Below are 249 nucleotides of genomic sequence, written 5' to 3'. Positions count from 1 at the left end.
CGAACAACTCTCGTTGTTCAGTGTTTCAATTTTCAGCTTGATCCAGATTTTTAAAGAGCAAATATCTCAAACATCACCCGAAGATGAGTTTTGAGATATTAAGGCAGGTGACTTTCACTCACAAACCAGCAAGTGGCGTCCCCTAGGGGATTCGAACCCCTGTTACCGCCGTGAAAGGGCGGTGTCCTGGGCCTCTAGACGAAGGGGACGTATCAGTCTGCTTCGCAAGACGCCTTGCTTTTCACTTTC

The 249-nt window shown here is 47.8% G+C and carries 1 tRNA gene; it reads right to left on the bottom strand.

From position 1 onward, the window contains the following. Positions 1-133: 133 nt before the first annotated feature. Positions 134-209 (bottom strand) — tRNA-Glu (locus B0E34_RS22850). Positions 210-249: the final 40 nt, after the last annotated feature.

Origin of the sequence: Chryseobacterium mucoviscidosis (assembly GCF_002177115.1) — a bacterium.
GTDB lineage: Bacteria > Bacteroidota > Bacteroidia > Flavobacteriales > Weeksellaceae > Chryseobacterium > Chryseobacterium mucoviscidosis.
This window is presented reverse-complemented; position numbering and strand designations above follow the sequence as displayed.